Consider the following 26,077-nt stretch of genomic DNA (forward strand, 5'->3'; position numbering starts at 1 on the left):
GAGGATCGACCCATGACTGTTGCACTCCACCCCTCGATCGACAACGGCCTCAAACAGGGCAGCGGCAGCTTTGCCGGCGGCACGCTCGTCTGCAAATGCAAAGACCATCCGGTCAAGGTCGGCATCAAGGGCGACGTCGCCCACAACCACGCCTGCGGCTGCACCAAGTGCTGGAAGCCGCAGGGCGCGACATTCTCCGTCGTCGCCGTGGTGCCGCGCCAGAACGTCACCGTGCTCGAGAACGGCGACAAGCTCCAGATCGTCGACCCCTCCGCGGTGATCCAGCGCTACGCCTGCAAGGCCTGCGGCACCCACATGTACGGCCGCATCGAGAACAAGGGCCACCCGTTCTACGGCCTCGATTTCATCCATCCCGAGCTATTCCAGGAGCAGGGCTCGCAGGCGCCGCAATTCGCCGCCTTCGTCTCCTCCGTGATCGAATCGGGCGTGAAGCCGGAGCAGATGTCCGGCATTCGTGCGCGGTTGAAGGAAATCGGGCTCGAGCCCTATGATTGCCTGTCACCGGCGCTGATGGACGCGATCGCGACCCACGTCGCCAAAGCCAAAGCCGCCTGAGCAAGGCCAGCATGATCCGGAAAAGTGCGCAGCAGTTTTCCGAAAAGATCATGCTTAAACAACACCCTAAAGCGCGATGACCATTCATCCTAGTCGCATCGCGCTTTAGACGTTCGCCGGCCCCCGTCCGCTCGATGGCCTCGACCAGCGCCAGCGAAGCGGACGGGCCCCGGTGCCGGGACGATCGCGGCGATGCCGCCGCCTCTGCAACTCACGTGGCCATGAGGGTGACGAGCTCCCTCAGTCCTGGTCTCTGAATGACTGCGTAGCGCCTCCGACTTCCGTCTCGAAGTCCCGGCGTCTGCGTTTCTCCCTCCCTCGACTGAGGCATCCTGCTTCGTCCGTGCAGTCTTGCTGGCGGACGAAGCCTTTTTAGCCGCAGTCACGTTTTGCGAACGCGACGTGCACGCGGCGCGCCGGTGCGCCCTGCTTTTGACAAATCATCGATGCAGTCTTTTCCCGGTGAGAACACCCGGCTGTGAACGCCGGGCCGGCGCGATCTCTGCTACGATCGCGCCGTCACGATGCCGCGCGACATACAATCAAACAAGAACAAACGGGAGGTATCGACCACATCCGGACATCGAGATTCGTATTCCTGCCCCCTGCCGGGATCTGCCCGTGCGGGATCGTGGGCCGGGATGCGATGCAACTGGCATTGCGCCGACCGGCGTCGGCGAATTTTCAATTTGGCATGCTTATGAAGAGCGAGGGATGACCATGATCAAGGTGAAGATCAACGGACAGGAACAGAGCTGGGACGGCGACCCGGATCTCCCGCTACTCTGGTTCCTGCGCGACGAGGTCGGGCTGACCGGCACCAAGTTCAGCTGCGGCCAGGCTCTGTGCGGCTCCTGCACCGTCATCGTGGACAAGCAGGCCGTGCGGGCCTGCGTCACGTCGGTGAACGACGTCGCCGGACGCGAGGTCACCACGATCGAGGGATTGCACCCGAACGGCGATCACCCGGTGCAGAAGGCCTGGCGCCAGGTCAACGTGCCGCAATGCGGCTTCTGCCAGGCCGGCCAGATCATGCAGGCCGCCGCGCTTCTGATGGACAACCCGAAGCCCTCGCATGACCAGATCCGGGAGGCGATGTCCGGCAACATCTGCCGCTGCGGCTGCTACCAGCGCATCGAGAACGCCGTCCATCTCGCATCGACGGGAGTGTGACATGAATTTCATCGACAATCCCCGCAAGCTTCGCGGCTTCGAGAAGCATATCAGGGTCGAGAAGGTCTCGCGCCGCAGCATCCTGAAGGGGCTCGGCGTCACCGGCGGCTTCGTCCTCGCCGCCCCCGTGATGTCGCGCCAGGCGCTCGCCTATGAGACCGGCGCCGGCAAGATGCCGCACGGCGTCGTGGTCGATCCGCGCGTGTTCGTTTCGGTGGCCCCGGATGGCATCGTCACCATCGTCGGGCACCGATCGGAGATGGGCACCGGCGTGCGCACCAGTCTGCCGCTGATCGTGGCCGAGGAAATGGAGGCCGACTGGAACAGGGTCAAGGTGCAGCAGGCCCACGGCGACGAGGTCAAGTTCGGCAACCAGGACACCGACGGCTCGCGCAGCACGCGGCACTATCTGATCCCGATGCGCCAGATCGGCGCCGCTGCCCGCACCATGCTGGAGCAGGCTGCGGCGAAGCGCTGGGGCGTGCCGGCGACCGAGGTCAAGGCGGTCAATCATGAGGTCGTCCACGGCGCCAGCGGCCGCAAGCTCGGCTTCGGCGAGCTCGCAGCCGACGCCGCCAAGCAATCGGTGCCAGCAATCGAAGGCCTCAAGCTGAAGGACCCCAAGGACTTCCGCTACCTCACCAAGGGCCAGATCGGCATGGTCGATCTGCACGACATCACCACCGGCAAGGCGCGTTACGGCGCCGACGTGCGGCTGCCGGGCATGAAATATGCCGTGATCGCGCGCCCGCCGGTGACCGGCGGCAAGCTCGTCTCGTTCGATCCGGAGGCGGCGCTGAAGGTCCCCGGCGTCGAGAAGGTGATGAAGGTTCAAGGCTGGCCGTGGCCGTCCAAGTTCCAGCCGCTCGGGGGTGTCGCCGTGATCGCGCGCAACACCGGCGCGGCGATCAAGGGCCGTGACGCATTGAAGCTGACCTGGGACGACGGCCCTAACGGCAAGTATGATTCGGTCGCCTATCGCAAGGAGCTCGAGGAGGCCTCGCGCAAGCCCGGCCTCGTCGTGCGCAAGGAGGGCGATGCGGAGGCAGCCTTGAAGGGCGCGGACAAGGTGATCGTCGGCGAGTACTACCTGCCGCATCTTGCTCATGTCAGCATGGAGCCGCCGGTGGCGGTCGCCGACGTCAAGGGCGACAAGGCCGAGATCTGGGCGCCGGTGCAGAGCCCGGGCGGCACCCGCGAGGACGTCGCCAAGACGCTCGGCATTCCCGAAGGCAATGTCACGGTCAACGTCACGCTGCTGGGTGGCGGGTTTGGACGCAAGTCGAAATGCGACTTCGCGCTCGAAGCCGCCCTGCTGTCGAAGGAGCTTGGCGTGCCGGTCAAGGTGCAGTGGACGCGCGAAGACGACATTCACAACGGCTTCCTGCACACCGTCTCGGTCGAGCGGATCGAAGCCGGCCTCGACAAGAGCGGCAAGGTGATCGCCTGGCGCCACCGCAGCGTGGCTCCCAGCATCGCCTCGACCTTTGCCGCCGGCGCCGTGCATCAGGCCCCGTTCGAGATCGGCATGGGCCTCGCCGACCTGCCGTTCGAGATCGCCAACATCTCCTGCGAGAATCCGGAAGCAGCCGCACGCACCCGCATCGGCTGGTTCCGCTCGGTCTCGAACATCCCGCGCGCCTTTGCGGTGCAATCGATGGTCGGCGAGATCGCGCAGGCGACCGGCCGCGACCAGAAGGACATGCTGATCGAGCTGATCGGCTCGCCTCGCATCGTCAAGCCGAACGTGAAGGACCTCTGGAACTACGGCGAGCCCCAGGACAGCTACCCGATCGACACCGCGCGCCTGCGCAAGGTGGTCGATCTGGTCGCGGAGAAGGGCGAATGGGGTCGCAAGGTGCCGAAGGGCCACGGTCTGGGCATCGCGGTGCACCGCAGCTTCGTCAGCTACATCGCGACCATCGTTGAGGTCGCCGTCGACGACAAGGGCAAGCTGACGGTGCCCCGGGTCGACACCGCGATCGATTGCGGCACCTATGTCAACCCCGAGCGCATCGCCTCGCAGATCGAGGGCGCGGCGATCATGGGCCTCAGTCTCGCCAAATACGGCGAGATCACCTTCAAGGACGGCAAGGTGCAGCAGAAGAATTTCGACGACTTCCAGCTCGTCAGGATCGACGAATCCCCTGCGGTGACCAACGTCTACATCGTGCCGCCCGGACCCGACACGCCGCCGAGCGGCGTCGGCGAGCCCGGTGTCCCGCCCTTCGCGCCGGCGCTGATCAACGCGATCTTCGCGGCGACAGGCAAGCGTATCCGGAGCTTGCCGATCGGCAAGCAGCTGGAGGCGTAGGACGGAACGGAAGCGGCCTCGGGCCGTTTCCATCGATCTGACAGGAGCAGATCGATGACCAAACTCTCAAAGGCGCTCGCAGTGTCGCTGTCGAGCGCCTTTCTTTTGACGGCCGCAGGCGCATTTGCCCAGAGCAATACCGCGCCGCCGACCTCGGCCACCCGTCCCAGCACGCCGGACCAGACCTCACTGCCCAACGCCAATGCCCCGCCCGCCTCGACCACCCAGACCACCGGGCAGCATAATCCGGATCCGAAGGTTCAGGAGATGAACCAGAAGGAGAAGGACAAGGTGGATCGCCAGGGCAAGTAAGCTTGTGCGACCTCATGCCGTCATGGCCGGGCTATCCCGGCCATCTACGGCCTTTTTGCGCGGCACGACGAACGTAGACGCCCGGCCCTTCGCCGCGCCGAGGCGGCTACGGCCGCGCAGGCGGGACAAGCCCGGGCGTGACGACGCGTATGCGGCCCGCGGGCAATCCCAGTACACAAACAAAAATGCGGCGGACGTTGCCGTCCGCCGCATTCCCACCCCCCTGCTGCTCCGCTGTCTTCGATCCGCCCGCGGAGCTATTTCTTCAATGCGAACACCCAGACCACGCCGCCTTGGGGCACATTGGCTTCGATGCCGATGTTGTTGGTCACCAGCGCGTCCTGGATGCGCTGCGCGTCCACGCCCCAGCCCGACTGGATCGCGATGTACTGCGTGCCGTCGATCTCGTAGGACACCGGCATGCCGACGATGCCGGAATTGGTCTTCTGCTCCCAGAGAAGCTCGCCGGTCTTGGCGTGGAAGGCCCGGAAGTTGCGGTCGTTCGTGCCGCCGACGAAGACGAGGTCGCCCGCCGTCGCCGTGACCGATCCGAACAGTTGCGACTTGGGGAAGTTGTGCTGCCACACCTTCTTGCCCGTGGCGGGATCCCAAGCCTGGAGCTCGCCGAAATGATCCGCTCCCGGCCTCGTCTTCAGGCCGATGTCCTCCGGCTTGGTGCCGAGCCAGAGCTCGCCCGGCTTGAGCGGGACCTTCTCGCCGGTGAATCCGCCGCAGAAATTCTCGTTGGCAGGGACGTAGACGAGGCCGGTCCTCTGGCTATAGGCAGCCGACGGCCAATCCTTGCCGCCCCACAGCGACGGACAGAACTCAACGCGCTTGCCCATCACCGGCTTGTGCGCGGGATCCACGATCGGCTTGCCGGTCTCGTCGATGCCCTTCCAGACGTCCGTATGAACGAACGGCCAACCGGCGACATAGTTGATCTTGGTCGGCGTCCGCTCGAGCACCCAGAAGATGGCATCGCGTCCCGGATGCACCAGGCTCTTGATGGTGCGGCCGTTGCGCTGCAGATCGATCAGCATCGGCGCCTCGACCTCGTCCCAATCCCAGGAATCGTTCTGATGATACTGGTGGTAGGCCTTGATCTTGCCGGTGTCCGGATCGAGCGCGAGCACCGAGGAGGTGTAGAGATTGTCGCCGGGGTGGGAGTCGCCGGGCCACGGCGCGGCGTTGCCGACGCCCCAATAGATCGTCTTGGTCTCCTTGTCGTAATTGCCGGTCATCCAGGCCGAACCGCCGCCGTTCTTCCAATCGTCGCCCTGCCAGGTGTCGTGACCGGGCTCGCCTTCGCCGGGGATGGTGTAGGTCCGCCACAGCTCCTTGCCGTCCTTGGCATCATAGGCAACGACATAGCCGCGCACGCCGAACTCGCCGCCGGAGCCGCCGACGATGACCTTGCCGTCGACGATCAACGGCATCAGCGTCAAGTACTGGCCCTTCCTGTAGTCCTGGACCTTGGTATCCCACACCACCTTGCCGGTCTTGGCATCGAGCGCGACCACGTGATCGTCCGTGGTGGCGAGGTAGAGCTTGTCTTCCCACAAGCCGACGCCCCGGTTGGTCGGATGCAGCTGGAACAGATCGTCGGGGAGCTGCCGCTTGTAGCGCCAGTATTCGTCGCCGGTCTTCGCGTTCAGCGCGATCACCTGCCCCATCGGGGTCGTCACGAACATCGCGCCATTGTTGACGATCGGCGGCGCCTGGTGGCCTTCGACCACGCCGGTGGCGAAGGTCCAGACCGGCGTGAGGTTCTTCACGTTCGAGGTGTTGATCTGGTCCAGTGGACTGTAGCCGTGCCCGTCATAGGTGCGCCGGTAGAGCATCCAGTTTTTCGGCTCCGGATTCTCTAATCGCTGTGCGGTGACCGGCGAGTAGTTCTCGATCGGACCGGACACGGCGGCAGTGGATGCAAGACACGTGAAGGCGACGAAGCCGGACAGTAACCATTGCTTCCTGGTCATGGAAGTATTCATGGACGTTCCCCTTTTTCATCCGTTCTGAATTCTTGTTGTGAATTCTTGTCGTTCGTCCCCCGTCCGCCGTTGGCGGATGCGGCCTTTCGTGACGCGGGCCCGGCCCGCAACTGTCCATCATCCTGGCTGCGCGCCACCTACCTTTCCCATGAAATTGCCGGCGATGCTGAGCGAACCGTCAGCCAGCGCCAGCGGTAGCGCGGCGAGCCGTCGCGGCGCCGGTCCGAACACGACTTGCGCGCCGGCGCGCGGATCGAATTCGGAGTTGTGGCACATGCATTTGAACACCTCCTTGTCGCCGACATCGCTCTTCACCCAGGCGGTGACGGGGCAGCCCGCATGCGAGCAGATCGCCGAATAGGCGATGATGCCGTCGACGGCCCGCGCGCGGGTCTTCTCGTCGAGCTCGGCGGGATCGAGCCGGATGATCAGGATCTCGTTGAGCCGCGAGCCGCTGCGCACGACCGATGTGTTGGGATCCTTCGGCCATGCATGCACCGGCGGTCCGCCGGCGTTCAGATCGGCCGCGGTGATCGCCTTTCCCTCCTTGTCGCCTTGGGAGTAGACGAGCACATCGCCTTTCTGGGGTCGTTCGTCGGACCCGGGCGGATCCTCACCTGCGCGCGCATGCGCGGAGCAACCGAGGCAGGCGGTGACGGCGAGCGCGCCGAGCAGGACTGTTCGCCGCGTCTGCTCGGCATCGACCTCGGCGTCGGGTTCCCTGGAGCTTTCGGACGATAAGGAATTGGTGGTGAACGATGCGCGGGACATGTTCACAAGCAGGCGCTGGAACTCTGCCAAAAACAAGGCGAAGAATTGGCGCCGCAGTGCATCAATATGACTTTGCTCGCGCTGATTGAGCAAGACCGAATGCAACCAAAGCGTTTTCGCGATTGCAACGTCACGCCACGCGATCGGCATGATGATTTTGCAGATCAGACCGATGATACCGGAATTGGTGCAGTGCGCTTTTCGTCGCGCTGCGCAAACGCAGCGCGACCGCCGCTGCATAAGCTGCAGGCAGCCGGTGTCCTCAGGGCCTGAGGACGTGGCGCGGCGCGGCGATCGAACCGGCAACGGTTGCAGACGCCATTTCGAAACTGTCGGCGATGCGACGCGCCTTGTCGATGAACAGGCTGGCCGCTGGCGGCGGGCAGACCTCGCGCGCGGTCTGCTCGAACAGATCGAGCCAGCGGTCGAAATGGTCACCAGCCAGGCCGAGCGGCAGATGCGCCCGCATCGGCGAGCCGTGATAGCGGCCGCTCATCAGCACCACCGAGGACCAGAAATCCCTGAGCCTGGCGAGATGCTCGTCCCAGTTCTGCACGACTCCAAACACCGGACCCAGCTTTGCATCTTCGCGCACCCGTCCATAGAAGCGGGTGACGAGTTCCGCGATCATCTCTTCGGTGATCCCGGTGCGCTCGATCGCATCCTGCGTCAGCAGGCTCCGCCGTGCGGCCGCCGCCTCGCGCTCGGCCTTCAGTCGATCCGACATATCTCTCTTCATCCGTTTCGTCTTTCCCTCTCCCCTTGTGGGAGAGGGTGGCTCGCCGCGAAGCGGCGAGACGGGTGAGGGGTCTGTCTCCGCGCACTCCTCAAGCAATGGAGATTGCGGAACCAACCCCTCATCCGGCGCTTCGCGCCACCTTCTTCCACAAGGGGAGAAGGAAGGGCGCCTACGTCATGCTAGGCGCAATGCGCCACGACCGTCTTTGTCGCAACGCAAATAACCTGACTCACGTACCGTAGCTGTAAAAGCCCTGCCCGGTCTTGCGGCCGAGATGGCCGGCATCGACCATTTCCTTCAGCAGCGGCGCTGGCCGGTATTTAGGATCGTTGAAGCCCTTGTAAAAGACCTCCATCACCGAAAGCATGGTGTCGAGCCCGACCAGATCGGCCAGAGCCAGCGGCCCGATCGGATGGTTGCAGCCGAGCTTCATGCCGGCGTCGATCTCTTCCGCGGTCGCGATCCCTTCCTGCAGCGCGAAGATCGCTTCGTTGATCATCGGACACAGGATGCGATTGACGGCAAAGCCCGGGCTGTTCTTGGCGGTGATCGCCACTTTGCCGACGCGCTTGGCGAAATCGAGCGCCTTGGCATGGGTGTCGTCGGAGGTCTGCAGGCCGCGGATCAGCTCCAGCAGGGCCATCACCGGAACCGGGTTGAAGAAGTGCATGCCGATGAAGCGATCGGGACGGTCGGTCGCGGCGGCGAGCTTGGTGATCGAGATCGACGAGGTGTTGGTCGCGACCAGCGTGCGCGGCGACAAGGTGGCGCAGAGGTCTTTCAGGATCTTGACCTTGAGCTCCTCGTTCTCCGTCGCGGCCTCGATGACCAGGTCGCAATCCGACAGCTTCGCCCGGTCGGTGGTGCCGGTGATGCGCTTGAGCGTGGCGTCGCGGTCGGCCGCCGACATCTTCTCCTTCTTGACCAGGCGCTCGAGGCTGCCGCCGACGGTCGAAAGCCCGCGGTTCACGGCCGCATCGGAAATGTCGACCATCACGACCGAGAGCCCGGCCGCTGCGCAGACCTGCGCGATGCCATTGCCCATGGTCCCTGCCCCGATGATGCCAACGGTCTGGATCATTGCCTCATATCCTTCATCCTTGCGGGCGCGCCAGCCGGCACGGCCCATTGTTCCTGCACCAGGGTCTAGCACCGCCACAACGCGGCCGCGACCTGATCCGCCCTCTCCTTAAAGCATCCAGGGCCGGAATAAAGCCGCCCTCGGCCGCGAAACGGCACGATTTTGCCGCCCGCCAAGCGGTTTGACCCCCGAATTTGGCCCGGCGCCGCCCGGCGGAGAGACGGGCCGGCCCGGACGCTTCGGATCGCCCTTGAGCTCCACGAATGGGACCACGCGACGCCCGCTTCTGGAAATCGCGCCGTGAATCGTGGTCTAGTCCGCGACAGGCCCGTTGCCGGCTCGCCGCGGCGAGACCGCGCGAGGGTCCGGAAGCAGCTCAGCTGCTGCTGAGCGTGGGGGCTTTTCGAATGGACGTGATCATCTACCACAATCCCGAATGCGGCACGTCGCGCACGACGCTCGCGACAATCCGAAACGCCGGCATCGAGCCGCATGTGGTCGAATATCTGAAGACACCGCCATCGCGGGCATTGCTGCAGCAGCTCATCGCACGCATGGGGATCTCGGTGCGCGAGGCGGTTCGCGACAAGGCGCCCGCTTACGCAGAGCTCGGGCTCGACGACCCCGCGCTGACCGACGATCAGCTGCTCGATGCGATGATGGCGCATCCGATCCTGATCAACAGGCCGATCGTCGTGACGCCGAAGGGCGTCAGGCTTTGCCGTCCCTCCGAACGGGTGCTCGATCTGCTGCCGGCGCAACAGCGTCAGGCCGGATGAACGACTTCGCACGATCCATTGGCGCTGCGTTCTCGCTCATCGGCGAAGCCGACGCCGAGCTGCTCGGCATCGTCGCCTTGTCGGTGCGCGTCAGCCTGACCGCGAGCATCATTGCTCTCATGATCGGCGCGCCGATCGGAGCCTTGCTCGCGATCACCCGTTTCCGCGGGCGGCAGGTGATCATCGTGCTGACCAACGCGCTGCTTGGCCTTCCGCCGGTCGTGGTCGGGCTCGCGCTCTACCTGCTGCTGTCGCGCTCGGGCCCGCTCGGAGCGGCCGGGCTGTTGTTCACGCCGGCCGCCATGATCATCGCGCAGACGCTGCTGGCCGCTCCCATCGTGGTCGCCCTGGTGCACCGGCCCGCAAGCCTGCTGTGGGCGGAGTACGGCGACCTGGCGCGGATCGACGGGCTGTCGGCCCTGCGCAGCATGGCGCTCCTGTTCGCACTGGGCCGGACCTCGCTGCTGACGGCCTTTCTTGCGGCGTTCGGCCGCGCCATCGCCGAGGTCGGCGCCATCATCATCGTCGGCGGCAACATCCGCGGCTTCACCCGCACGATGACGACGGCGATCGCGCTGGAGACCAGCAAGGGCGACCTGCCGCTGGCGCTCGGCCTTGGACTGATCCTGCTCGCGCTGAGCGTGGCGGTGTCGACCGTCGCGTTCCTGCTAGTGGGGCGCGTTGGGGAAAAATAGCTGCTCGCCGCCGACCTTGTAGCCGGCGATCGCGTCCTGTCCCTTCGACGAGACGAGCCAGTCGATGAAGGCCTGCCCGTCCTTCGCCTTCACGTTCGGGTGCTTCTCGGGATTCACCAGCATGACGCCGTACTGGTTGAACAGCCGCTTGTCGCCCTCGGTCAGGATGGCGAGCTCGCCGCGGTTCTTGAAGGAAAGCCAGGTGCCGCGGTCCGACAGAACATAGGCGTTCGACGACGACGCCATGTTCAACGCCGGGCCCATGCCCTGACCAATCTCTCGGTACCAGCTGTCCTTGCCGGAGCTGAGGTCGACACCCGCCTCTTTCCACAGCCTCAGTTCGGCCGCATGCGTGCCGGACTTGTCGCCGCGCGAGATGAACGGCGCCTTCGCGGTCGCGATCTTGCGCAGCGCCTCGACCACATCCTTGCTGCCGGATATCCGCGCCGGATCGCTCTTTGGCCCGACCACGATGAAGTCGTTGTACATGACGTCGAAGCGCTTCACACCCTGCCCTTCCGACATGAACTTGTCTTCGGCGGGCCGGTCATGGACGAACACGACGTCGGCATCGCCACGCCGGCCGATGTCGAGCGCCTGGCCGGTGCCGACGGCGACGACCTTCACCCTGATGCCTTCGGCTTTCTCGAACAGCGGCAGCAGATGGCCGAACAGGCCTGATTGTTCCGTCGAGGTGGTCGAGGCGACCGTGATGGCGCGATCCTGCGCGACCGCGATGGTGGACCAGAGCAGCAGCGCTCCAAGGGTGGCAATCTTCCTCATGCGGCGTTCCTAGCAAGCAATGACGGTCCCTCAATAGCCGCTTGGGACGTTGACGGGAACCAGCAACGTTCAACCGCTCAGGGTTGAAGCGATGGCCGCAATTCGGCAGGAACGTCGCCGGCGCAGGCGGATTGTCTGGGATGTAAAGTCAAGGAGAATCCCATGAAGAAGCTCGTCTTGGCATCGGCATGCATCATGGCGCTGGCGACCGGTAGCGCCGTCGCGCAGACACAACCCGCCCCGGGCGCCTCGGGCCAGAGCGACGTCGGCCCCTCCTCGCGAGGTCCCGCCACCAAGGGCATGACGACCGGACGCTCGTCGAACATGCAGAACGAGGCCAGCGACGGCAAGGGTGCGCAGCAACCATCAGCCGGCGGCACCAACACCAACAGCACTGGCAGCCAGACCGGCGGCAGCGCGGGCGCCGGCAAATAGTCGGAAGATCGAAATCCCGCTTCGCCGTCCTTCCTTGAAGGCGAGTGCTTGACACGGCGCGGACATATCGTGGTCGCGTCACGTCGGTGGCGGCCGATGACGCTCGGACTTCACGGCGATTGGTCTGTCGGTGATGACTGGCACTTCATCAGGTCACCCACCGGCACCGACCACCCTGTTGATGTTCTGCAATTGATCTCGGCTACATTGACAGAGGTGTGACGGCCGGGGCAGTTTTTCACATTGCTGGCGAATCAGCGATTGCCTCACGCCGAGTATCTCTTGGACAACGCCTAGTGCTTTCGAGACTGATATCGTTGCTGCGCCGTATCCCTGCGGTGAAATGGGCGTTCACCCGGCTTCGGCCCGTGCCGCAGGGCGGTAGCATTGATGCAACGCCGGCCGTGGCAGACGTCTCGTCCGTCATCGTCCGAGACACCGCGGCCCAGGATGTCGCGGCTCAAGGCATCGCAGAAGCCCCTTCGACTCAGGTCGCCGAAATTAGCACGGCCTCGCGGCTCGATGAGGCCGTGAGCGAGGCCGCGGCTCCGTCCGCCGAGGATGATGCCGCGATCTCCGTCATCGCGGAGAGCCCACCGGCAGCGCCGACCGAGGCCGTCGCCGGCGACGATTCCGCCCGGCACACGCCGTCCGACATTGAGCCGGTCGTCGATGAGAAGGCTTCGGCCGCCGAGATCGAAACCACGGCGGAAGATGCTCCCGAGCCAGCCATCAGCAACGATCCGGTCGCGGCCGAGGCCGTCGCCGCGGTGGAGACATCGCCGTCGCCCGTCGCGGTCGGGCGTGATCCGCTTGATGGCCCCGCCCTTGCTGTAGACGACGATCGCCCCTCTGATGCGATCGTGGACGTCGAGCGAAGCGGAGACGCGCCGTGCGTCACATCTGCCGATGCCGAAGTTCTGGCAGAGCCTGTCTCCGAGATCGATTTCGACAGCGGTCCCTCGCCGGACGATGCGGCTGCCATCGCGCCGGTAGTTGCGGAAAGTGCTGCGCCCGTCGCAGCGGTCTCCGCAGAGCACGACCCCGCCGACACGGCCAGCGTCATCACCGAGATCGCGCCTGCTCCGGCGCTCGTGTCGCCTGCTCCGGAAGTCCGCAGCGCGCCGCAGGTTCGCGCGAGAGCCGCGGAGCCCCTCGATCGTACCGCGCTGATCCGGCAACGCTGGGCGGAAAGCGGAATCAGGATGTGGAATCCGCGGCTTCACGGCACCGGCGAAGCCACGCTGAACATCCAGGGAAGCGTTGGGCTGCTGCCGCCCGCCCCCGGCGAGACGATGCCGCGCTATGACAAGCTGGAATTCAGGATGCTCGGCGGACAGATCGTCTGCGAGGGCGTCATCGTCGAGGGCCCCGCGCAGGCGAGCCAGCGCAGTTTCACGCGGCTCGCCGAGCCTGCGAAACTCGAACGAGTCCGCGAACCGGCCCGGGAGCGCCAGGCCGCTCTGGCCTGATCCTTGACTGCTGCAACGAAAGCCGCGATCTGCTCGGCTGATATTCCGACATGGGAGATCGCCCCTATGCGATTACCCGCCCCAGCGAGGTGAGGTGGGGCATCACGTTGCGCCGCCACGCATGGTTAGCAGAACGTAGCAGCGGCTTCTTGCCGGAATTTGCAGCCGATGCGCCCGCTTCTGCGGCCCCTTATCGTTAACGCGGCCTCACCGACGCCTGCAAACGGAAGAGATGCTGTGGCCCCCGACCCGATCCGGTCCGTCGGTGCGCATCAATCTAACGCGCCCTTTACCCCCATCATGCAAGATCGCCGGCGTTTTCAGGGTAGCCGGGGCTCGTATTTTCAATGCCTGTTGCAGATTTGAAGTCTCTTCTCGCCGCCGCAGTTCGGCTGTTTCGCGTTCCGGCCGACAATCCGGATCTGATGCGCGCGCAGTTCGGCGCCTTCTCCAAGCAGGTCCCGCTGCTCTACTTCATCCTCATGAGCAACACGATCGCGGTGGCCTACACCTACGTGAACGTGGCGCCGGACTGGCTGACGATGATCGTGCCCGGCGTGCTGACTGTGCTCGCAGGGTTGCGCGGCTATTGGTGGCTACGCCAGCGTCACCAGGTGCGCAGCGACGCCGACATCCTGCGCAATCTGCGCGCGACCAACTGGCTGACCCTGCCGATCAGCGCCGGATTCACCGCCTGGTCCTTCGCGCTCTATCCCTACGGCGATCCCTTCGCCAAGAGCCAGGTCGCCTTCTACATGGCAGTCACGGTGATCGGCTGCATCTTCTCGCTGATGCATCTGCGCTCGGCGGCGCTGATCGTGACGCTGATCGTCGACGTGCCTTATGTGCTGTTCTTCTTCGCCACGGGCGAGCCGACGCTGAAGGCGACGGCCGTCAACAATCTCCTGGTTTCCGGCGCGATGGTAACGGTGCTGTTCATCTATTACCGCGATTTCGCCGATCTCGTCGCCAGCCGCAAGTCGCTGCTCGCGCAACAGGCGGCGACGCAGGCGCTCTCGGACGAGAACTTCCGCCTCGCCAATCTCGATTCCCTCACCGAGCTGCCGAACCGCCGCCGCTTCTTCGCCGAGCTGTCGAGCGCCTTTGCCGACGCCGAGCGCAGGCACGTCCGCGTCGCGGTCGGGATCATCGACCTCGACGGCTTCAAGCCGATCAACGACAATTACGGTCACTCGGTCGGCGACCGCGTCCTGATCGAGGCGGGCCGGCGCATCCGCGAGGTCTGCGAGGGCTTTGGCCCGCAGCGCGTGGAATTCGCCCGGCTCGGCGGCGACGAGTTCGGCCTCATCGTCTGCGGCGACCCCGAGGACGCGGACCTGACGCGCCTCGGCGAACGGATCGCCAGTCAGATTAAGTTGCCCTACCAGCTCGACACCGCTCATACCGGTCTGTCCTGCTCGATTGGTTTCGCGTCGTTCCCGGACTCCGCGACGACCTCGGAAGCGCTCTATGAATGCGCCGACTACGCGCTCTATCACGCCAAGCGCCATCAGCGCGGCCGCACCGTGATCTTCTCGAGCGAGCTCGAGGCCGAGATCCGCAGCCGTGGCGTGATCGAGAATCTGTTGCGCACCTCCGATTTCGGCGCCGAGATGGAGCTGGTTTTCCAGCCCATCGTCGATGCCATGAGCGAGCACACCGCGGGTTTCGAGACGCTGGCCCGCTGGCACAGTCCCCGTCTGGGCTGGGTCTCTCCGGCCGACTTCATTCCCGCCGCTGAGCGCATCGGTCTGATCCGTCCTTTGACACAGGCGCTGCTGGCGCGCGCCCTCGCCACGGCCAAAACCTGGCCCGACGACCTCCGCCTGTCGTTCAACCTGTCCGCTCACGACGTCTGTGCCGCCGAGGGCATATTGCCGCTGATCTCGATCATCGAGAAAAGCGGTCTGTCGCCCCGCCGGATCGACTTCGAGATCACCGAGACTGCCGTCACCTTCGATTTCGTCCGCGCGCAGCAGTCGATCGCCACGCTGAAGGCGATGGGTTGCGGCATTTCGCTGGACGATTTCGGCACCGGCTATTCGTCGTTGAGCCACGTGCACCGGTTGCCGCTCGACAAGATCAAGGTCGACCGCAGCTTCGTCGCCGAGATCAACGAGAACCCGGTCAGCCACAAGATCATCAAATCGCTTGCGGGCCTCTGTGACGACATGGAGATCGCCTGCGTCGTCGAGGGCGTCGAGACCCGCGCCCAGCTCGACAGCCTGCGCCGGCTCGGGTGCGATTTCATCCAGGGCTACTATTTCGCGAAACCCATGCCGGCTGATGCGATCGCCGAGTACCTGGCGAACGAACGCCAGCGTCTCGACGGCCGCGGAGCCAGGGTCGTGGCCTGAGGCGCCGCTACTTCGCAAGGCTTGGCAGATCGAGGCCCTTGTCGCGCGCGCAGTCGATCGCGATGTCGTAACCGGCGTCGGCGTGGCGCATGACGCCGCTGGCGGGATCGTTCCACAGCACGCGTTCGATGCGCTTCGCAGCCTCGGCCGTGCCGTCGGCGACGATCACCATGCCGGCGTGCTGCGAATAGCCGATGCCGACGCCGCCGCCGTGATGCAGCGAAACCCAGGTCGCACCGCTGGCGCAATTGAGCAGCGCGTTCAGCAGCGGCCAGTCCGACACCGCATCCGAACCGTCCTTCATCGCCTCGGTCTCGCGGTTGGGGCTCGCGACCGAACCGCTGTCGAGATGATCGCGGCCGATCACGATCGGCGCTTTCAACTCGCCGCGCGCCACCATCTCGTTGAAGGCAAGGCCGAGGCGGTGACGATCGCCAAGGCCGACCCAGCAGATCCGCGCCGGCAGGCCCTGGAATTTGATGCGCGCCTTGGCCATGTCGAGCCAATTGTGAAGATGCTTGTCATCCGGCATCAGCTCCTTGACCTTGGCATCGGTCTTGAAGATGTCCTCGGGATCGCCCGACAACGCGGCCCAGCGGAACGGTCCGACGCCGCGGCAGAACAGAGGGCGGATATAGGCGGGCACGAAGCCCGGGAAATCGAAGGCGTTCTTCAGGCCCATGTCCTGCGCCATCTGGCGGATATTGTTGCCGTAGTCGAGCGTCGGAATGCCCTGCGCGTGGAAATCCAGCATGGCCTGGACGTGCTCGACCATCGAGGTCTTGGAGGCACGCTCGACCGCCTTTGGATCGGACGCGCGCTTGGCTTCCCACTGCGCGAGCGTCCAACCCTTTGGCAAGTACCCGTTGATCGGATCATGCGCGCTGGTCTGGTCGGTAACGATATCAGGCTTGACGCCACGGCGCACCAGCTCAGGGAAGATCTCCGCGGCATTGCCGAGCAGGCCAACCGAGATTGCCTTCTTCGTCTTCGCGGCATCCGCCATGATCGTCAGCGCGTCGTCGAGATTTGCGGCCTGGCGGTCGAGATAGCCGGTGCGCAGGCGCATCTCGATGCGGCTTGGCTGGCATTCAACCGCGAGCATCGAGGCCCCCGCCATGGTCGCGGCCAGCGGCTGTGCGCCGCCCATGCCGCCCAGGCCGGCGGTGAGAATCCATTTGCCGGCGAGGCTGCCGCCATAATGGCGCCGCCCGACCTCGACGAAGGTCTCGTAGGTGCCCTGCACGATGCCCTGGCTGCCGATATAGATCCACGAGCCCGCCGTCATCTGGCCGTACATCATCAGGCCCTGGCGATCGAGCTCGTTGAAATGATCGAGCGTCGCCCAGTGCGGCACGATGTTGGAGTTCGCGATCAGTACCCGCGGCGCGTCGGTGTGGGTGCGGAACACGCCGACCGGCTTGCCGGATTGGACCAGCAGCGTCTGGTCGGCTTCGAGCTTGCGCAAGGCCACAACGATCCGGTCGAAACTCTCCCAGTCGCGCGCGGCACGGCCGATGCCGCCATAGACGACGAGCTCGCTCGGACGTTCCGCGACGTCAGGATCGAGATTGTTCATCAGCATGCGCAAGGGGGCTTCCGTCAGCCAGCTCTTGGCGCTGATCTCGCTGCCGCGCGGCGCGCGGATGGTGCGGTCATTGTCCAGTCGGCGGTTCATGCGGACCTCTCATCAAGTCTCGGAAACGGATCGGATGGAAGCGCTGTGAGCGCGGTAGCAGGCAGAGTGTCGGCCTCGACCAGCGCAGCGGCCTTGGCGAGATCACCGGCCATGTAGCGATCGGCACCCAGCGCGGGCACCTGCTCGCGCAATACGGCGATGACAGCAGCCAGCGGCCTGCTCGTCGCATGCGGCGCGCGCAGCGTGATGCCTTGGGCGGCGACCAGAAGCTCGATGCCGAGGATGGCGGCGAGATTGTCGGCCATGTCGGACAGCCGCCGCGCCGCGTGCGCCGCCATCGAGACGTGGTCTTCCTGGTTGGCGCTGGTCGGCGTCGAATCGATCGAGCAGGCAGCTGCGCGCTGCTTGTTCTCGGCATAGAGTGCGGCGGCCGTCACCTCGGCGATCATGAAGCCGGAATTGATGCCGGGATCGGGAGTGAGGAACGGCGGCAGGCCGAAATTGAGCGCGGGATCGACCAGCGTCGCAATGCGCCGCTCGCTGATGGCGCCGATCTCCGACAGCGCCAGCGCAATGGCATCGGCGGCGAATGCCACCGGCTCGGCGTGGAAGTTGCCGCCAGAGACGATCTCACCGGTTTCGACCAGCACCAGCGGATTGTCGGTGACGGCGTTGGCCTCGACGATCAGCGTCCGCGCGGCCTGCGTGATCAGATCGAGCGCGGCGCCCGCGACCTGCGGCTGGCAACGCAGGCAATAGGGGTCCTGCACGCGCTCGTCACCTTCGAGATGCGACAGGCGGATGTCGCTGCCGTCGAGCAGTGCAGTCAGCGTGGCGGCCGCGGCGATCTGGCCGGCATGGCCGCGCAGCGCCTGAATTTCGGGACGGAACGGCGCCGTCGACGCCATCGCCGCATCGACCGACAATGCACCGGTGACGAGCGCGGCGCGCACCAGGCCGAAGGCGCGCAGGACGCCGGAGACGGCGTAGGCGGTCGAGAACTGCGTGCCGTTGATCAGCGCGAGGCCCTCCTTGGGGCCCAGCGTCAGCGGCACGAGGCCGGCGGATGCCAGCGCCTCGCCGCCCGGCACGACTTGTCCGTCAACGATGGCCTGTCCCTCGCCGATCATCACCGCCGTCATGTGCGCGAGCGGGGCGAGATCGCCGGAGGCGCCGACCGAGCCCTGCTGCGGCACCAGCGGAGTGACGCCCCGCGCCATCATGGCCTGCAGCTGCTCGATCACCGCGCGGCGTACACCGGAGGCGCCACGGCCGAGCGAGACGATCTTCAGAGTCATCATCAGGCGAACGATCGGCTCCGGAGTCGCGGGGCCGACGCCGCAGCAATGCGACACGATCAGATTGCGCTGGAGCAGCGCGGTCTGGCCGGGCGCAATGCGCTTCGAGGCGAGCTTCCCGAACCCCGTGTTGATACCGTAGACCGGCGCAGCGGCTTGCGCGGCCTTTGCGACGATTTCGGCAGCCGCCTCCACGCGCGGCCAGAACGATGGGTCGAGCACGACGGGAGCGCCCGCAATCACGCCCGCGAGATCGGCGAGGCTGACCGTTCCCGGCGTGACGACGATCGCTCCGCCCTGCTCCGTCACTGGCCCCTCCATACCCGGCGATGCAGCGGATTGAAGCCGATGCGGTAGACGAGCTCGGCGGGCCGCTCGACGTCCCAGATCGCGAGATCGCACCATTTGCCTGCTTCCAGCGTCCCGGTCTCATCGAGCACGCCGAGTGCACGCGCGCCTTCGCGGGTGATCCCGGCAAGGCACTCGGCCACATTCATCCGAAACAGCGTTGCGCCCATGTTCATGGTGAGCAGCAGCGAGGTCAGCGGCGAGCTGCCGGGATTGCAATCGGTCGCTAGCGCCATGGGCACTCCATGTTTGCGGAAAGCCTCAACCGGCGGCTTCTGCGTCTCGCGAATGAAGTAGAACGCGCCGGGCAGCAGCACCGCGACAGTTCCGGCTTTCGCCATCGCGGCGGCGCCGGTCTCGTCGGTATGCTCCAAATGATCGGCCGATAGCGCCGAGAATCTTGCAGCAAGTGCCGCGCCGCCGAGATTCGACAGCTGATCGGCGTGGAGCTTGACCGGTAGCCCGAGCGCTCCCGCCGTCTCGAACACATGCGCCGTCTGCGCGGCCGAGAACGCAATGCCCTCCATGAAGGCGTCGACAGCGTCGGCGAGGCCCGCCTCCGCAACGGTGGGCAGCATCTGTTTGCAGACGAGATCGATATAGCGATCCTTGTCGCCATCAGCCTCCGGCGGGAGCGCGTGGGCGCCGAGAAAGGACGTGCGTATCGCAACCGGCCGCTGGCGACCGAGGCTGCGCGCGGCCGCCAATTGCCGCATCTCGGTCTCGGTATCGAGGCCATAGCCGGATTTGATCTCGACGGTGGTAGCGCCCTCGCCAATCAACGCATCGAGCCGCGGCAGCGCGCTCGCGACGAGCTCTGCCTCGCTCGCCTTGCGCGTCGCCGCCACCGTGGAGACGATGCCGCCGCCGGCGCGCGCGATCTCCTCGTAGCTCGCACCTTTCAGGCGTAGCTCGAACTCGTGCGCGCGGTTGCTACCATAGACGAGATGGGTGTGGCAATCGACGAGGCCGGGCGTGATCCAGCGCCCCTCGCAGTCGATCCGCTCGTTCGCATCCGCATCCGCGGGAAAGTCCGTCGCCGCACCGGCGTAGACGATACGGCCGCCGCGCGCGGCGATGACACCGTGCTCGATCTCGCCGAGATCAGGACGGTCGGCCCGCATCGTGACGAGACGGGCATTGTGCCAGATCCGGTCGAAGCGCTCTGCCATGCCACTTCCCCTGGGGTGGGATGCTTGACTTATATGTCTAGACATATAATCGTAAGGTGGTTCTGTCCAGCCGGCGTGTATTGATCATGACCCGACTGCATTTCGCCTCCGCGCTCCTGCCCTCGGGCTGGGCCAATGACGTGCAGGTGGTGATCACCGCCGGCGCGATCGCGGCGGTGACCGCGGGCGTGCCCCCTGCCGCCGGCGACGAGCGCCACGCCATCGCACTTCCGGGTTTGGCGAGCCTGCACAGCCACGCCTTCCAGCGCGGCATGGCAGGGCTTGCGGAGCTGCGCGGCGACAGCACCGATACGTTCTGGACCTGGCGCGAGACGATGTATCGCTTTGCGCTGGCCATGACGCCGGACGACGTCGCGGCCGTTGCGACGCTGCTTTATGTCGAGATGCTGGAGCGCGGTTTTACCCGCGTCGGCGAATTCCACTATCTGCACCACGACCGCGACGGCTCTCCCTATGCCGATATCGCGGAGATGGCCGCGCGGATCGCAGAGGCTGCCGAGGCATCGAGCATTGCGCTGACGCTGCTGCCGAGTTTCTATGCGCACGGCTCCTTCGGCGGCGCTGCGCCGCAGGCCGGCCAGCGCCGCTTCGTCTGCTCGGTCGATCAGTACGCGGCGCTGATGACGGCGTCGCGCAAGGCGATCAGCACGTTGCCCGGCGCCAACATCGGCATCGCGCCGCACAGCCTGCGCGCGGTGACGCCGGACGAGCTCGCGGCCATCGTTCCACTCGCGAACGGCGGACCGGTGCACATTCACGCCGCCGAACAGGTGAAGGAAGTCGAGGATTGCCTGGCCTGGGCGGGCCGCCGCCCGGTGCAGTGGCTGCTGGAGCACGCGCCGCTGGACCGGCGCTGGTGCCTCATTCACGCGACCCACATGACGGATGCGGAAGTGAGCGCGTTCGCGGCGACCGGCGCGGTCGCGGGGCTCTGCCCGATCACCGAAGCCAGTCTTGGCGACGGCATCTTTCCCGGCCGCGAATTTCTCGACGCCGGCGGCGCATTCGGCATTGGCACCGATTCCAACGTGCTGGTCGGCGTCGCCGACGAATTGCGTCAGCTCGAATACGGCCAGCGGCTCAAGCACCACGAACGCAACGTGCTGTCTGCCGGCGCCGGCCGCTCGACCGGACGCACGCTGTACGATCATGCGATCGCGGGCGGCGCCCAGGCGCTGGCGCAGACGACGATCGGCCTCGTGCCCGGCGCGCGCGCCGACATCGTCACGCTCGACGCCGCACATCCCTCGCTGGCGGGACGCCAGGGCGATGCGGCTATCGACGGCTGGATCTTCGCGGCGGGCAGCGGCGCGATCGACTGCGTCTTTTCCGGCGGCGAAAAGGTTGTCGAGGGCGGCCGGCACAGGCTGCGTCAGGCGGCGCGCGAGCGCTTCAACGCAGCGGTGCGGAGGCTCGTTGCATGAGCCTCGTCACCGATGCCGCGGACAAGCCGACGCTCTACAAGCGGATTCGCGCCGACATCGAAAAGCGCATCCTGACCGGGGAATGGCCGCCCGGCCATCGCATTCCGTTCGAGCATGAGCTGGTGGCGCGTTACGGCTGCTCGCGCATGACGGTGAACAAGGCGCTGTCGGAGCTCGCGCAGGCAGATCTGATCGAGCGGCGGCGGCGCGCCGGCTCGTTCGTGCGCCGGCCGCAGCACATGTCGGCTGTGCTCAAGATCGCCGACATCCGCGCCGAGATCACCGCGCTGGGGCGCGCTTATGGCTATGAGCTGATCCAGCGCAAGCTGCGCCCCGCGACCGCTGCCGACCGTGATCGTCTGGGCGTGAAGAAGGCCGGCAAGGTGGTTGCGGTCACCTGCCGGCACAGCGCCGACAACGTGCCGTTCGCCGTCGAGGACCGGCTGATTGACCTGTCGTCCGTGCCTGACGCCGCGACCGCGGATTTCTCGCGCGAGCCGCCCGGCTCGTGGCTGCTTCACCACGTCCCGTGGACGGAGGCCGAGCACACAATCAGCGCCATCATTGCCGACGATCATATGGCGGCCGCGCTCGCGATCGCCGTCGGCGCGCCCTGTCTGGTGATCGACCGTTACACCTGGCGCAGCGCGCGCACGATCACCGCCGTGCGCCTGCTCTATCCCGGTGACTCTCACCGCCTTGTCGCACGGTTCAAGGGAGGCTGAGAGAACATGTCGGCACAAATCGTGCAACGCTTCGAGCAACGGCCCATCGGGGCCGATATGAAGATCAACAGGACGTCAATCCACCGATCGGCAGAGGACGACAATCATGCGTAATTCGACGATATTTGCGACAATCATTGCTCTTGCGGCCGCCACGCCCGTGCTCGCCGACGACGTCAAGGTCGGCGTCGGCATCTCCGGATGGACCGGCTTTGCGCCGCTGACGCTGGCGAAGGAGGCCGGCATCTTCAAGAAGAACGGCCTCGACGTCACCATCAAGAAGATTCCGCAGAAGGACCGTCATCTCGCCATCGCTTCCGGCGACATCCAGTGCGCGGCGACGACCGTCGAGACCTGGATCTCCTGGAACGCCAACGGCGTTGCGACCAAGCAGATCTTCCAGCTCGACAAGAGCTACGGTGCCGACGGCATGGCCGTGCGCAACGACGTCGCCGCGATCAAGGACCTGAAGGGCAAGACCGTCGCCGCCTCCGCGCCCGGCACCTCGCCCTATTTCGCGCTGGCCTGGATGCTCAAGAAAAACGGCCTGTCGGTGAAGGACGTCACCGTCGTGAATCTGGAGCCGGCCGCCGCCGCACAGGCCTTCGTCTCCGGCCAGAACGACGCCGCGATGACCTACGAGCCCTATCTGTCGACGGTGCGCGCCGCCCCCGACAAGGGCAAGATCATCGCCACCACGCTGGACTATCCGATGGTCATGGACACCTTCGGCTGCACGCCGAAATTCCTCACCGAGAATCCCAAGGCCGCCAAGGCGCTCGCCGACAGCTATTTCGAGGCGCTCGACATGATCGCCAAGGACCAGGCCAAGTCCTATGAGATCATGGGCGCCGACGTGAAGCAGACCGGCGAGCAGTTCGGCAATTCGGCGAAATATCTGCGCTGGCAGGACAAGGCCGCCAACCAGAAGTTCTTCGCCGGCGACTTCCTGACCTTCAACAAGGAGGCCGCCGAGCTTCTGCTCGAGATCGGCATCATCAAGTCCGCGCCGAAGGTCGAGGACCTCTACGACGCCAGCTTCATCAAGTAAGTCGCTTCAGGAGCTGCCGGCTCCGTCTCGCGGCGGGGCCGGCAGATCCGTTCACTGCCCGGATAATCGTCGATGCGTCCCCTGGATCCTGTTACATCGAAGCAGCGCGTGGCCTATGGCCTTGCGTTCTTCGTGCTGTTCGTTGCCCTGTGGTCATGGGCGACGCTCGGCGGCTACGTCTCGAAGACCTTCCTCGCCAATCCCCTGACCATGGTGCAGGAAGGCTATGACCTCCTCGCCAAGCAAGGCTTCGTCTACGACATCGGCATGACGATCTGGCGCGTCGTCGGCGGTTTTGCGCTCGCCGCGGTCATCGCGGTGCCGCTCGGCGTGCTGATGGGCGCCTACAAGCCGGTCGAAGCCTTCCTCGAGCCGTTCGTCTCGTTCGCCCGCTATTTGCCCGCTTCCGCCTTCATCCCGCTGCTGATCCTGTGGGCCGGGATCGGCGAATTGCAGAAGCTGCTCGTCATCTTCATCGGCTCGGTGTTTCAGGTCATCCTGATGGTCGCCGTGACCGTCGGCGCGACGCGGCGCGATTTGGTCGAGGCCGCCTATACGCTTGGAGCGAGCGATCGCGGCATCATCCGCCGCGTGCTGCTGCCCTCCTCCGCGCCCGAGATCGCCGAGATCCTGCGGCTGGTGCTGGGCTGGGCCTGGACCTATGTCATCGTCGCCGAGCTGATCGGCTCCTCCTCGGGCATCGGGCACATGATCACCGACAGCCAGGCCTTGCTCAACACCGGTCAGATCATCTTCGGGATCATCGTGATCGGGCTGATCGGCCTGCTCTCGGACTTCCTGTTCAAGGCCTTCAACGCCTGGCTGTTTCCGTGGAGGCTGGCATGACGATCCTCAAGATCGAGCAGGTCTCGCGCACCTTCCCGGCGCGCCACGGCAACGCGCCGACCAGGGCGCTGGAGCCGACCGACCTCGTCATCGGCAACAATGACTTCGTCACCATCCTCGGCCCCTCCGGCTGCGGCAAGTCCACCCTGCTGCGCATCGTCGCCGGCCTCGACCGTCCGACCAGCGGGCGCGTCACGCTCGACGGGCGCGAGGTGGCCGGCCCCGGTGCCGATCGCGGCATGGTGTTCCAGTCCTACACGCTGTTTCCCTGGCTCACCGTGCGCGAGAACATCGCCTTCGGCCTGCGCGAGCGCGGCGTGGCCGAGGCGGAGCGCCATGGGATCGCCGATGCCTTCATCCGCCAGGTCGGGCTGTCCGGCTTCGAGAATCATTGGCCGAAACAGCTCTCCGGCGGCATGCAGCAGCGCACGGCGATCGCGCGTGCGCTCGCCAACGATCCCAAGATCCTGCTGCTCGACGAGCCGTTCGGCGCGCTCGACAACCAGACCCGCGCCTTGATGCAGGAGATGCTGCTGGGGATCTGGGAACGCGACCAGAAAACGGTGCTGTTCGTCACCCACGACATCGAGGAAGCCATCTTCCTCGGCAGCCGCGTCATCGTCATGAGCGCGCGCCCCGGCCGCATCAAGGCCGAAATCGATGTGGACCTGCCGCATCCGCGCTCCTACAAGATCAAGACGACGCCGGAATTCGTCCAGCTCAAGGAACGGCTGGTCGAGGAGATCCGCACCGAAGCGCTCAGGGTTGCCGAACATGCCTGACACTCGCGCCGACGGACATCGCGTGCTTGCCGATCTCCATGCGCTGCGCGCCTTTGGCGCCTACAAGAGTGGCGTGCACAAGCCGACCTTCTCCGAGCCGCACAGGCTTTCGCTGGAATGGCTCGTGCAGAAGCTGCCAGAGGCCAATCTCTCCGCGGCCGTGGACGGCATCGGCAATGTCTTCGGCACCAGCGCCAAGCCCGGGCCGAAGCTGCTGGCAGGCTCGCATCTGGAAAGCCAGAATTACGCCGGCTGGCTCGACGGCCCGCTTGGCGTCGTCTACGCGCTGGAAGCTGCGCGCGTGCTGAACACCGATCCTTCCTTCAATGGCGCGGTGGAAGTCGCCGCCTGGTGCGACGAGGAGGGACATTTCGGCCATTTCCTCGGCTCGCGCTCCTATGTCGGCCAGGTCACCGAAGCCGACATCGACGCCGCGCGCGACCGCACCAGCGGCCGCACCATGCGCGAAGCACTTGCCGACATGGGCCTCGCGGGACGCCGGCGCATCACCACCGAACCGGGACGGCACGTCGGATATCTGGAAGCTCACATCGAGCAGGGCGACACGCTCGAAAGCGGCAAGCTCGCGATTGGCGTCGTGACGTCCATCGTCGGCATCTGGCAGTACCAGATCAACTTTGTCGGCGAGCAAAACCACGCCGGCACCACGCGCATGGCGGTGCGCAAGGATGCGGGGCTCGCGCTCGCCAAGTTCTGCGTGGCGATCGACGAACGTTTTCCGGCCGCCTGCGGTCCGCGCACGGTCTGGACCACCGGGCGGATTACGCTCGATCCGGGCGCGCCGAGCATCATTCCGGGCGGCGCCGAGATGCTGTTCCAGATCCGCGACGACGATCCCGCCGTAATTGCCAGGCTGGAGCAGCTGCTGCGGACCATGGCGAATGATGCCAGCGCGAGCGGCCCGTGCACCGTCACCGTCGAGAAGCTGCGCACCGGCGCGCCCGCCATGATGAACGCAGGCTTTCAGGATGCGATCGAAGCCGCAACCAAGGCCATGGCCGGTGGACGATGCGTTCGCATGCCCAGTGGCGCCGGCCACGATGCGCAGATGCTCGCGACCGTGATGCCCGCGGGCATGCTGTTCGTGCCATCGATCGGCGGCATCAGCCATCACTGGACCGAGAACACCGCCGACGCCGATATCGTCACCGGCGCAGAGGTCTTCGTCGATGCCTGCCGGCGGATCCTGGCGGGTTAACAACGTCCCCCGCCGAGCTTACGCTCTCCCGACGACGTCATCTGCAAGTGAGTGGCCCCTCTGCCGCCCTG

23 protein-coding genes are annotated in these 26,077 nt (G+C 65.6%); 15 read left to right on the forward strand and 8 right to left on the reverse strand.

The features are described 5' to 3' along the window. Positions 1–12: 12 nt before the first annotated feature. The 4 genes from gfa (at position 13) to K410_RS0127255 (ending at position 4,375) form a co-directional block, all read left to right on the forward strand. Positions 13–576: an S-(hydroxymethyl)glutathione synthase gene (gene gfa / locus K410_RS0127240; protein WP_028137804.1), complete on the forward strand. Its 564-nt coding sequence runs from the start codon at positions 13–15 to the stop codon at positions 574–576. Positions 577–1,296: 720 nt separating this feature from the next. Further along, the gene (locus K410_RS0127245) at positions 1,297–1,749 is read left to right on the forward strand and encodes a (2Fe-2S)-binding protein (RefSeq protein WP_028137805.1); all 453 of its coding nucleotides are present in this window, start codon (positions 1,297–1,299) and stop codon (positions 1,747–1,749) included. Position 1,750: 1 nt separating this feature from the next. Then, positions 1,751–4,063, forward strand: a complete 2,313-nt coding sequence (locus K410_RS0127250; RefSeq protein ID WP_028137806.1) for a xanthine dehydrogenase family protein molybdopterin-binding subunit — start codon at positions 1,751–1,753, stop codon at positions 4,061–4,063. Positions 4,064–4,117: 54 nt separating this feature from the next. Further along, entirely contained in the window at positions 4,118–4,375 is a 258-nt protein-coding gene (locus tag K410_RS0127255) for a hypothetical protein (protein WP_028137807.1), read from the forward strand. Between the two features lie 257 nt (positions 4,376–4,632). Here K410_RS0127255 and K410_RS0127260 read toward each other — a convergent pair whose 3' ends face one another. The 4 genes from K410_RS0127260 to K410_RS0127275 form a co-directional block, all read right to left on the reverse strand. Then, a complete protein-coding gene (locus tag K410_RS0127260; RefSeq protein WP_028137808.1) occupies positions 4,633–6,357 on the reverse strand; it encodes a methanol/ethanol family PQQ-dependent dehydrogenase in 1,725 nt (574 codons plus the stop codon). A 129-nt stretch (positions 6,358–6,486) separates the two neighbouring features. Then, complete coding sequence (locus K410_RS0127265; protein WP_028137809.1) at positions 6,487–7,140, reverse strand: QcrA and Rieske domain-containing protein; 654 nt, start codon at positions 7,138–7,140, stop codon at positions 6,487–6,489. Positions 7,141–7,402: 262 nt separating this feature from the next. Beyond that, positions 7,403–7,867 (reverse strand): group III truncated hemoglobin, encoded by a 465-nt coding sequence (locus K410_RS0127270; protein ID WP_049820336.1) that lies wholly within the window; start codon positions 7,865–7,867, stop codon positions 7,403–7,405. Between the two features lie 241 nt (positions 7,868–8,108). Next, on the reverse strand, positions 8,109–9,008 hold the full coding sequence (locus tag K410_RS0127275) for a 3-hydroxybutyryl-CoA dehydrogenase (RefSeq protein WP_155253717.1): 900 nt from the start codon (positions 9,006–9,008) through the stop codon (positions 8,109–8,111). A 359-nt stretch (positions 9,009–9,367) separates the two neighbouring features. On the opposite strand from K410_RS0127275, the gene arsC reads away from it, so the two are divergent. Together arsC and K410_RS0127285 are read left to right on the forward strand one after the other, a co-directional pair. Next, positions 9,368–9,739, forward strand: a complete 372-nt coding sequence (gene arsC, locus K410_RS37330) for an arsenate reductase (glutaredoxin) (protein ID WP_049820337.1) — start codon at positions 9,368–9,370, stop codon at positions 9,737–9,739. Beyond that, entirely contained in the window at positions 9,736–10,434 is a 699-nt protein-coding gene (locus K410_RS0127285) for an ABC transporter permease (protein WP_028137812.1), read from the forward strand. The genes arsC and K410_RS0127285 overlap by 4 nt, the downstream gene beginning before the upstream one ends. Here the strand turns inward: K410_RS0127285 and K410_RS0127290 are convergent. Further along, positions 10,408–11,217 carry an ABC transporter substrate-binding protein gene (locus K410_RS0127290; protein ID WP_028137813.1) on the reverse strand — a complete coding sequence of 270 codons (810 nt, stop codon included), beginning with the start codon at positions 11,215–11,217 and terminating at the stop codon, positions 10,408–10,410. The genes K410_RS0127285 and K410_RS0127290 overlap by 27 nt on opposite strands. 162 nt (positions 11,218–11,379) lie before the next feature. Between K410_RS0127290 and K410_RS0127295 the strand changes: the two genes are divergently transcribed. The 3 genes from K410_RS0127295 to K410_RS0127305 all read left to right on the forward strand — a co-directional run bounded on the left by K410_RS0127295 (position 11,380) and on the right by K410_RS0127305 (position 15,481). Beyond that, positions 11,380–11,652, forward strand: a complete 273-nt coding sequence (locus K410_RS0127295; RefSeq protein ID WP_028137814.1) for a hypothetical protein — start codon at positions 11,380–11,382, stop codon at positions 11,650–11,652. 317 nt (positions 11,653–11,969) lie between these two features. Next, positions 11,970–13,124 (forward strand): hypothetical protein, encoded by a 1,155-nt coding sequence (locus K410_RS0127300; RefSeq protein WP_028137815.1) that lies wholly within the window; start codon positions 11,970–11,972, stop codon positions 13,122–13,124. Positions 13,125–13,471: 347 nt separating this feature from the next. Then, a complete protein-coding gene (locus tag K410_RS0127305; RefSeq protein WP_028137816.1) occupies positions 13,472–15,481 on the forward strand; it encodes a putative bifunctional diguanylate cyclase/phosphodiesterase in 2,010 nt (669 codons plus the stop codon). 7 nt (positions 15,482–15,488) lie between these two features. On the opposite strand, the gene hutU is transcribed toward K410_RS0127305, so the two are convergent. From hutU to hutI, 3 genes are read right to left on the reverse strand one after another with little or no spacing between them, the layout of a single operon-like run. After that, positions 15,489–17,159: a urocanate hydratase gene (gene hutU / locus K410_RS0127310; RefSeq protein ID WP_028137817.1), complete on the reverse strand. Its 1,671-nt coding sequence runs from the start codon at positions 17,157–17,159 to the stop codon at positions 15,489–15,491. Then, entirely contained in the window at positions 17,156–18,727 is a 1,572-nt protein-coding gene (gene hutH / locus K410_RS0127315) for a histidine ammonia-lyase (RefSeq protein ID WP_028137818.1), read from the reverse strand. Before hutH ends, hutU begins: the two co-directional genes overlap by 4 nt. Beyond that, complete coding sequence (hutI, locus tag K410_RS0127320) at positions 18,724–19,938, reverse strand: imidazolonepropionase (protein ID WP_028137819.1); 1,215 nt, start codon at positions 19,936–19,938, stop codon at positions 18,724–18,726. Before hutI ends, hutH begins: the two co-directional genes overlap by 4 nt. Before the next feature lie 86 nt (positions 19,939–20,024). On the opposite strand from hutI, the gene K410_RS0127325 reads away from it, so the two are divergent. From K410_RS0127325 to K410_RS0127350, 6 genes are all read left to right on the forward strand, one after another. After that, on the forward strand, positions 20,025–21,383 hold the full coding sequence (locus K410_RS0127325) for a formimidoylglutamate deiminase (RefSeq protein ID WP_028137820.1): 1,359 nt from the start codon (positions 20,025–20,027) through the stop codon (positions 21,381–21,383). Continuing rightward, a complete protein-coding gene (gene hutC, locus K410_RS0127330) occupies positions 21,380–22,108 on the forward strand; it encodes a histidine utilization transcriptional repressor HutC (RefSeq protein WP_028137821.1) in 729 nt (242 codons plus the stop codon). The genes K410_RS0127325 and hutC overlap by 4 nt, the downstream gene beginning before the upstream one ends. Positions 22,109–22,214: 106 nt before the next feature. Beyond that, positions 22,215–23,159, forward strand: coding sequence for an ABC transporter substrate-binding protein (locus tag K410_RS0127335; protein WP_028137822.1), 945 nt, complete (start codon positions 22,215–22,217; stop codon positions 23,157–23,159). A gap of 72 nt (positions 23,160–23,231) precedes the next feature. Further along, positions 23,232–24,005 carry an ABC transporter permease gene (locus tag K410_RS0127340; protein ID WP_028137823.1) on the forward strand — a complete coding sequence of 258 codons (774 nt, stop codon included), beginning with the start codon at positions 23,232–23,234 and terminating at the stop codon, positions 24,003–24,005. Next, positions 24,002–24,787, forward strand: coding sequence for an ABC transporter ATP-binding protein (locus K410_RS0127345; protein WP_028137824.1), 786 nt, complete (start codon positions 24,002–24,004; stop codon positions 24,785–24,787). Before K410_RS0127340 ends, K410_RS0127345 begins: the two co-directional genes overlap by 4 nt. After that, a complete protein-coding gene (locus tag K410_RS0127350) occupies positions 24,780–26,006 on the forward strand; it encodes a Zn-dependent hydrolase (RefSeq protein ID WP_028137825.1) in 1,227 nt (408 codons plus the stop codon). Before K410_RS0127345 ends, K410_RS0127350 begins: the two co-directional genes overlap by 8 nt. Positions 26,007–26,077: the final 71 nt, after the last annotated feature.

This window comes from Bradyrhizobium sp. 22 (genome assembly GCF_000482425.1).
Lineage (GTDB): Bacteria > Pseudomonadota > Alphaproteobacteria > Rhizobiales > Xanthobacteraceae > Bradyrhizobium > Bradyrhizobium japonicum_B.

Bases quoted from the DNA above. Each gene is read 5' to 3' on its own strand.
- K410_RS0127325 (WP_028137820.1), top strand. From the start codon at position 20,025: ATGACCCGACTGCATTTCGCCTCCGCGCTCCTGCCCTCGGGCTGGGCC.
- K410_RS0127265 (WP_028137809.1), bottom strand. From the start codon at position 7,140: ATGTCCCGCGCATCGTTCACCACCAATTCCTTATCGTCCGAAAGCTCC.
- K410_RS0127345 (WP_028137824.1), top strand. From the start codon at position 24,002: ATGACGATCCTCAAGATCGAGCAGGTCTCGCGCACCTTCCCGGCGCGC.
- K410_RS0127350 (WP_028137825.1), top strand. From the start codon at position 24,780: ATGCCTGACACTCGCGCCGACGGACATCGCGTGCTTGCCGATCTCCAT.
- K410_RS0127250 (WP_028137806.1), top strand. From the start codon at position 1,751: ATGAATTTCATCGACAATCCCCGCAAGCTTCGCGGCTTCGAGAAGCAT.
- hutI (WP_028137819.1), bottom strand. From the start codon at position 19,938: ATGGCAGAGCGCTTCGACCGGATCTGGCACAATGCCCGTCTCGTCACG.
- K410_RS0127305 (WP_028137816.1), top strand. From the start codon at position 13,472: ATGCCTGTTGCAGATTTGAAGTCTCTTCTCGCCGCCGCAGTTCGGCTG.
- gfa (WP_028137804.1), top strand. From the start codon at position 13: ATGACTGTTGCACTCCACCCCTCGATCGACAACGGCCTCAAACAGGGC.
- K410_RS0127290 (WP_028137813.1), bottom strand. From the start codon at position 11,217: ATGAGGAAGATTGCCACCCTTGGAGCGCTGCTGCTCTGGTCCACCATC.
- K410_RS0127340 (WP_028137823.1), top strand. From the start codon at position 23,232: ATGCGTCCCCTGGATCCTGTTACATCGAAGCAGCGCGTGGCCTATGGC.
- K410_RS0127335 (WP_028137822.1), top strand. From the start codon at position 22,215: ATGCGTAATTCGACGATATTTGCGACAATCATTGCTCTTGCGGCCGCC.
- arsC (WP_049820337.1), top strand. From the start codon at position 9,368: ATGGACGTGATCATCTACCACAATCCCGAATGCGGCACGTCGCGCACG.
- K410_RS0127285 (WP_028137812.1), top strand. From the start codon at position 9,736: ATGAACGACTTCGCACGATCCATTGGCGCTGCGTTCTCGCTCATCGGC.
- hutC (WP_028137821.1), top strand. From the start codon at position 21,380: ATGAGCCTCGTCACCGATGCCGCGGACAAGCCGACGCTCTACAAGCGG.
- K410_RS0127295 (WP_028137814.1), top strand. From the start codon at position 11,380: ATGAAGAAGCTCGTCTTGGCATCGGCATGCATCATGGCGCTGGCGACC.
- hutU (WP_028137817.1), bottom strand. From the start codon at position 17,159: ATGAACCGCCGACTGGACAATGACCGCACCATCCGCGCGCCGCGCGGC.
- K410_RS0127245 (WP_028137805.1), top strand. From the start codon at position 1,297: ATGATCAAGGTGAAGATCAACGGACAGGAACAGAGCTGGGACGGCGAC.
- K410_RS0127260 (WP_028137808.1), bottom strand. From the start codon at position 6,357: ATGACCAGGAAGCAATGGTTACTGTCCGGCTTCGTCGCCTTCACGTGT.
- K410_RS0127275 (WP_155253717.1), bottom strand. From the start codon at position 9,008: ATGGGCCGTGCCGGCTGGCGCGCCCGCAAGGATGAAGGATATGAGGCA.
- K410_RS0127270 (WP_049820336.1), bottom strand. From the start codon at position 7,867: ATGTCGGATCGACTGAAGGCCGAGCGCGAGGCGGCGGCCGCACGGCGG.
- K410_RS0127255 (WP_028137807.1), top strand. From the start codon at position 4,118: ATGACCAAACTCTCAAAGGCGCTCGCAGTGTCGCTGTCGAGCGCCTTT.